Here is a 7084-nt window from a genome sequence, read left to right on the forward strand (position 1 = left end):
TGGTAGAGATGCAACAAATTTAGAAGATTATGTAGCAAAATTCTTAATCAAACAAGAAATTAAGATTTTTATACCTAGCGCTGTTGAGCTTAACCAATTACATCCTGAATATCCTCGTAATAATCCCAATTTATTCTGGTATCCAGGTGGTATAACTGTATCACGTATCCACCGAGCCAAAGGTAACGAAGCTGATATGGTTTATGTGGTTGGGTTAGATAATGTTGCTAAGACTGAAAACGATATGATTCTACGTAATCAACTTTTTGTTGCTATGACACGCGCACGCGGTTGGGTATCTTTAACCGGAGTTGGTGACTATTCAATGTACCAAGAGATACAGAATGTTCTTGAAAGCAATGGAGAATACCAATTTACGTACAACCAAAACCGTCCTCCCAAACGTGATATAGGCAGTGAAGACGCGGTTCGGGAATAATTACTTCCTGTTGTTAAGATGATGGAAAGTAATTTAATAAAGTGCCGGAATGCCAAAACAATCATCTTTTCACCGAATACCAGAATGTGTAAAATGTCGTTTTTACTGCAATAACCCTTACTTGGTTTGTGCAGTTATGCCCGATGGACTATCAGAACCAAAGTACCAAGTGCATAACTGCTTGCTACGTTCTGTTACAGTTGCGAGTTTCGTTAAGTCCATTTGATTAGGCGCCATCGTAGACAAAGATTTGATAAAATTTATACATTACACTGAAAGTTGGTTAATTTTTATTAAGTAGCATTTTCCAGACGGGGAGCAGCGCGATTTTGTTAACTGCGGAAAATTAAGGTTATAAATTGCCTATTTCGGGGTAATTATAGGCGCCAAAATAAGAGTTTATTGAGAATCAGTCCTTTTTATTGCGAATGAAATCCGAATTTAACTTTGGAGCATTGCTCCCTTCCAGACGAGTCTAAACTAATATCCCAATATTCAGTAAACAAGCGTGGGTAAGGCTCACCAGTGGCTGGATTGATGACAGTATTTAACGGCGTGTGGCGCCCAGGTATTGGAGGTTATTCCGAGGCACCCTAGCGCTTTCTCACAAATTCAAATCGTAGTCACGCATCACATAAATTAATATAACTTGTACCCATAAGTTGTTATGAGAAAACAAATGGCATATGCCATGTGATTTTTTGTTACCTGTAAAAATTCCTGTACTATGGTACAAATTTTAAATACCTTAGTTAACCTAGACACTTGTGTCAAGTTAGTGTTTTTTGCTACTAGTATAAATGCAATCTTTCTATCTAATTATGGCGCTGTAGCTCAAATAACTCCAGATAACACTTTACCTAATAATTCTCAAGTATCGAGCTTCAACAATACCATCGATATTGAAGGTGGCAGTCGTGCTGGAAATAATTTATTCCATAGTTTTAGTGAATTTGCTATACCAGCAGGTATTGAAGCTAACTTTAAAAATTCTCTAGACGTTCAAAATATTATTGGTCGAGTAACAGGTAATAACATCTCTAATATTAATGGTTTAATCAAAGCTTCGGGGACAGCAAATCTATTCTTGATTAATCCAAATGGAATCATATTTGGTAATCAGGCCAAGCTAGAAATTGGTGGTTCTTTTTTTGCCACGGCCGCCGATAGTTTGAAATTTAGCAACGGATTAGAATTTAGTGCCAAAAGTCCGCAATCCGCACCATTATTAAGCATTAATATACCCATTGGATTGCAATATGGAGCAAATCCAGGCAGTATTGAAATTAAAGGAGCAAATCTACAAGTTAACAATAGTAAAAATATAACTCTTGCTGGCGGCAATATAAGCATTGATGGAGGGAAACTGTTGGCACCGTCTGGGCGTGTCGAGTTAAAAGCGACACCACAAAATGATATATCTCTAAGTAATAAAGCAGAAGTTAATGTCCTTGGTGATAATGGAGGTAGTATTGCCGTTGATGCTCGGTTTGTAGAATTAGCAGGAGCAAGTAATATAAAAGCAGGTATAGGAGAAGAGTTAGGGACAATTAACAGCAAAGCATTTGATATTGATATTAACGCTGCTAGAGATGTTTATTTAAAAGACGGAAGTCGAGTTACCAACACTGTACGACCTCAAGCATCGGGACAAGCTGGAAATATTAATATCAACACTGGTGGTTCGCTTTATGTTACAAATGGTGCCCTCTTTGATACCACCATTTATGGAAAACAAGGTTCGGCTGGCAATATTAGAATAAATGCTCTTGGTATTGTCTCATTCGATGGAGTTAGTAATGCATTTCCAAGTTCAGCAGTTAGTAGTGTGAATGCTGGGACTGTTGGCAATGGAGGTAATATTGACATTAATGCTGGTTCATTCTCCCTTACTGGAGGTGCCATACTACTTGCTTACCTTTTTGGTTTCGGCAATGCTGGTAGTATTACTATTAATGTTCAAAATGAAGTTTTGTTAAGTAATGTTGGGAGCAAAATATTTTCAAGCACAAGTGGAATTTACACAGGTATCATATTACCTACTACTGTTGGTAATGGAGGTGATATCAACATCAAAGCCGCAAACCTCACTGTGAAGAACGGCGCCCGTTTATCTGCTAGAACATATGGTCAAGGTTCGGCTGGCAATATTAATATAAATGTCCTTAAAGCTACATTATTCGATGGAGTTGGTCTAACACAACCCGGTGGTGCCTTTACTAGCGTAGAAAATACAGGTGTGGGTAATGCTGGTAATGTAAATATTAATTCTCAAACATTAAGAGTTGTCAACGGTGCCCAACTTTCGAGCAGTAGTACAGGTAAGGGAGCAGCAGGTAATTTAGTAATTCTGAGTGATTTAATTCGTTTAGATAATAATGCAGCCATCAAAGCTGACACTATAGGCGGTCGCGGTAACATTGATTTGGATGCACAAAATTTAATCTTGCATAAAAACAGTAATATTACTACTAATGCCAGAGGTAGTAATAATATCGGTGGTAATATTACAATTAATACAGATAACCTAGTTGCTATCCCAGAAGAGAATAGCAAAATCAGTGCTAATTCTACAGATTTTCGCGGCGGTAATGTGATTATAAATACAACTGGTTTATTTGGACTGCAATTTCGCTTGGGCTTGACTAATATAAGCGGGATCACTGCAACAGGTGTCAATTCTCAGTTAAATGGTACTGTACAAATTAATCGACCAAACTTAGACCCAACATCAGGATTAATAGAGTTACCTGTTAATCTTGTTGATCGTAGTCAGCTAATTGCTCAAAGTTGTCCGGTAAGTCGTGGTGATAAATTTATAATTACTGGACGTGGGGGTTTACCAGTTTTACCTTTTGAAGCACTTCGCACTAACCAGGCTGAAGAGGTTGGTTGGGTAACAACTAGTCATTCACTGTCAAGTCAGCTAAATGATAGTTTTAAAGAGCAATTAATAAAACCTCAAATTATTGAAGCGTCTAACTGGGTAATAAACAATAAAGGAGAAGTTACGTTAATAGCTTCTGCACTAAGTAGCGTGCGTGAGGATTTTATCACCCCCACACCTTGTCCATCTTAATTTTAAAGATTTTACGTAACAGTTGGCTACTAAAGTAGGGAGAAGAGGCGCCGGATTTTTAACAATAGCAAATTGAATGTGGCTGGATTGATGACAGTAAGGTCTTATGCTTCAGGCTTTAATATTTCCATGACTCTCTTAATGCCTGGTTTAATAGCCGTGCGCTCCAATGGAAACCCATACTCAGCAGATAAATAATCATCTCTTCATAGTCATCAAGTACACTCATGAACTGATCGAACAGCACTTGATCTTTGAGAACGTACTCGAAAAAACTCAAAAATTCTTGCCGCTGCTGTAACTCCGCAATTTCATCATTCATATTTCATGCCTGTAATTATAATCTATAGTATTTTATACTTAACAAACTATATACCTGACTTCATAGTAAAAAAATACTTGTTTATCTGGCGCCGTTTCTTTTCAGAGCCATTTAATCCGCCTCTCTAGATATCATTAATATCGGCGCCCCTAACTACACTCTCCCAGTAGCTAAGATGGTGGAATGTCCCAAGGTGTGTATAATGATTAAGCCAAAAGCCGTTCGCCAACTACCGGAATGTACAAAATGCCGATTCTACTGCGGCAATCCTTACCTATTTTGTGCAGTTGTACCAGACGGTCCAGATGGTGATACTTGCCCATACTTCGCTCTAGACCCCAACGCAGAAGAACCGGAATTGTGGGAGCCGCAAGGCGCCAGATATATTAACAACGAGTTAGTAATCGAGCATATTACTTACGGGGTTAGGCAGGCGCCGCAACATTTAACCCAAGAACAGCAGTTACATTTATTAGATACTCATCCTTTGTTTACGGGTAAATGTCCGCAGTGTGGTTACACTTTTAACCGTGACTACGCAGCGATAATACACTTTGACTGTCCTGATTGTGGCTGGATGGATGATAGTATTTAGTGCTTAAGTATTAATACTAATTAAACTGCTTTTTTATAAAAAATAAGCATTAAATTGTAATTTCTTTTAAATCAGAAGTATTTACACCGATTTTTAGTGTTTAAAGGTTTTTTAGATTGTGCGATGGGAACCCTAGATTTAGAGCATAATTTGTAACTCTAAAAACCATCGCATGATAATAAATAACAGTAATAACAGTCGCTTTATCGAAACTGAAGTAGTTTCACAAGCTGGAGCGAGTTCTGAGCAAAAAGTTTGGGATGCGGTTAAAGACGCATTTAGTAGGCGCGAGACATTTGGATATTGGCGCTACCCTATATTTTCTAAAAGTGGAGAAGCGCGCAAAGAACCAGATATTCTCATTGTTGATAAAACCGAGGGAATAGTCATTATTGAAGTTAAAGCAATAACTCTTGACCAAATTGTAAGCATCAACGGGCATCAGTGGTCTGTTAAGAATTTCTACACCAATACGCTTAACCCTTATCAACAAGCCGAAAACCAACTCTTTGCAATATTTGGTTACACTGACCGTGAGCCAGCTATTCGGCGCCACGTAACAGGACGGGTAATAGTCGCATTGCCATTAATTGATGAACAAGACTGGATATCACGCGGGTTTAATAAATTACCTTCATGTCCCCCAATTTATTTTCAAGAACCAGTTAGGCGCCGCTACTATCCTCAAACGCATTGTAGCTACTACCCCTGTAATGAGGGGTGTATCTTTAAATGATGAGCAATGGGAAATATTAAATGTCACTCTTGCAGGTACTAAAGTATTAAGAAAAGCTCCACGTGAAACAGAAGTAATATCGAGTAATGGCAAAACGCGCGCCTCTGTACTTAATCAGTTGCGCGAACAACAATTTTAATTTGACTTGCAGCAAGTAAGTATCGGGATGACAGTTCCCCCAGGCGCCTGAAAGAAAATTCCCCTAATCCAGTCCCAGAATTATGGGGTGAATCTGTAATTAACTTTCAAGTTTGCAATTCGCGTCATGATGAGCTAACAGCACTCGCTAATAATATTATATACAACCTCAAAAACGATGGTTTGATGCCTAGTCGGGAAATTCTAGTTGTTATACTTGGCGATGGTGTAGATGCGATGAAGATGGAAACTCATGTAGCTTCCTTCTTAATCGACCAAGGAATTAAAATTTTTATTCCTAGTGGAATTCAACTTAATCAATTAAATCCTAAATACCCCGATAATAATCCTAACTTGTTCTGGTATCCAGGTGGTGTAACAATCTCACGTATCCACCGAGCCAAAGGTAACGAGGCTGATATGGTTTATGTCGTTGGGTTAGATAATGTTGCCAGAAGTGAGAGTAATATTATCTTACGGAACCAGCTTTTTGTTGCTATGACACGTGCGCGCGGTTGGGTTAACTTAACTGGAATTGGTAATTACCCAATGTATCAAGAGATACAAAAAGTCATTGATTGCGATGGAAAATATCAATTTACGTACAACTCAAACCGTCCTCCCAAACGTGACATGGGCAGTGAAGAAGCCGCATAACTACGAGAAATATTGAATTTGTCTTATCTACAACCCTCAGTTTCTGGGGGTTATTTTTATATACAAAGATTAAATTGTTGTAAGCAGGAACCTCAATCAGTAACAACTTATATAACAGTAATAATTTTAACTATATTCAAAATTCCATACTTATAAACTTAATACAGCTATCCAGGAAAGGCGCCTGTTACACCCAAATATCCATACAAGCGCTCACTTACCTTATATAGCGCAGTAAATACGAGCATTGATAGGTAAAACTTATTGCATTGGTAAGAATTACTTACCCTAGGAAGTATTGTAACAAATTGTAAAGCACGTTAATGTATTGTTACAGGTGCAGAAAACATCTGATATATACATCTTCTAACCGCACTTATAAAACCATGACAGCAACTTTACAACGTCGCGAAACAGCGAACGTATGGGAACAGTTCTGCCGTTGGATCGCTAGCACCGAAAACCGCCTTTACATTGGTTGGTTCGGCGTACTAATGATTCCTACCCTGTTGGCAGCAACAACCTGCTTCATCATCGCATTTGTAGCAGCACCTCTAGTTGACATCGACGGTATCCGCGAACCAGTAGCTGGTTCTTTAATGTACGGAAACAACATCATCTCCGGCGCCGTTGTTCCTTCTTCCAACGCTATCGGTTTACACTTTTACCCAATCTGGGAAGCAGCTTCCTTAGATGAGTGGCTTTACAACGGTGGTCCTTACCAGTTGGTAGTATTCCACTTCCTCATTGGCGTATTTTGCTACATGGGTCGTGAGTGGGAACTTTCTTACCGCTTAGGTATGCGTCCTTGGATTTGCGTAGCTTACTCTGCACCTGTTGCAGCAGCAACCGCAGTATTTTTGATTTACCCAATTGGTCAAGGTTCATTCTCTGACGGTATGCCTTTAGGTATTTCCGGAACCTTCAACTTCATGTTGGTATTCCAAGCAGAACACAACATCTTAATGCACCCCTTCCACCAACTCGGTGTAGCAGGTGTATTCGGTGGTAGCTTGTTCAGTGCTATGCATGGTTCACTAGTAACCTCTTCCTTGGTTCGTGAAACAACCGAAACCGAAAGCCAAAACTACGGTTACAAGTTCGGTCAAGAAGAAGAA

8 protein-coding genes are annotated in these 7084 nt (G+C 39.0%); 7 read left to right on the forward strand and 1 reads right to left on the reverse strand.

What is annotated here, in order from left to right; all coding sequences use genetic code 11:
• Both AC2JBO_RS41350 and AC2JBO_RS41355 read left to right on the forward strand, forming a co-directional pair.
• The coding region (locus tag AC2JBO_RS41350) for an ATP-binding domain-containing protein (RefSeq protein ID WP_496959433.1) at nucleotides 1-439 on the forward strand (439 nt) is incomplete at its 5' end.
• 727 nt (nucleotides 440-1166) lie between these two features.
• Nucleotides 1167-3518: a two-partner secretion domain-containing protein gene (locus tag AC2JBO_RS41355; RefSeq protein ID WP_496959434.1), complete on the forward strand. Its 2352-nt coding sequence runs from the start codon at nucleotides 1167-1169 to the stop codon at nucleotides 3516-3518.
• A 118-nt stretch (nucleotides 3519-3636) separates the two neighbouring features.
• Here AC2JBO_RS41355 and AC2JBO_RS41360 read toward each other — a convergent pair whose 3' ends face one another.
• Nucleotides 3637-3840 (reverse strand): hypothetical protein, encoded by a 204-nt coding sequence (locus AC2JBO_RS41360; protein ID WP_496959435.1) that lies wholly within the window; start codon nucleotides 3838-3840, stop codon nucleotides 3637-3639.
• A 202-nt stretch (nucleotides 3841-4042) separates the two neighbouring features.
• On the opposite strand from AC2JBO_RS41360, the gene AC2JBO_RS41365 reads away from it, so the two are divergent.
• From AC2JBO_RS41365 to AC2JBO_RS41385, 5 genes are all read left to right on the forward strand, one after another.
• Nucleotides 4043-4435: a hypothetical protein gene (locus AC2JBO_RS41365; RefSeq protein WP_496959436.1), complete on the forward strand. Its 393-nt coding sequence runs from the start codon at nucleotides 4043-4045 to the stop codon at nucleotides 4433-4435.
• Nucleotides 4436-4607: 172 nt separating this feature from the next.
• A complete protein-coding gene (locus tag AC2JBO_RS41370) occupies nucleotides 4608-5171 on the forward strand; it encodes a nuclease-related domain-containing protein (protein ID WP_496959437.1) in 564 nt (187 codons plus the stop codon).
• The gene (locus AC2JBO_RS41375) at nucleotides 5149-5310 is read left to right on the forward strand and encodes a hypothetical protein (RefSeq protein ID WP_496959438.1); all 162 of its coding nucleotides are present in this window, start codon (nucleotides 5149-5151) and stop codon (nucleotides 5308-5310) included. Before AC2JBO_RS41370 ends, AC2JBO_RS41375 begins: the two co-directional genes overlap by 23 nt.
• A 185-nt stretch (nucleotides 5311-5495) precedes the next feature.
• A complete protein-coding gene (locus AC2JBO_RS41380) occupies nucleotides 5496-5966 on the forward strand; it encodes an ATP-binding domain-containing protein (protein ID WP_496959439.1) in 471 nt (156 codons plus the stop codon).
• Between the two features lie 386 nt (nucleotides 5967-6352).
• A partial coding sequence (locus AC2JBO_RS41385; RefSeq protein ID WP_496959440.1) for a photosynthetic reaction center family protein occupies nucleotides 6353-7084 on the forward strand: 732 nt, incomplete at its 3' end.

It is taken from the genome of Calothrix sp. CBUCES-K 9914 (assembly GCF_059640475.1).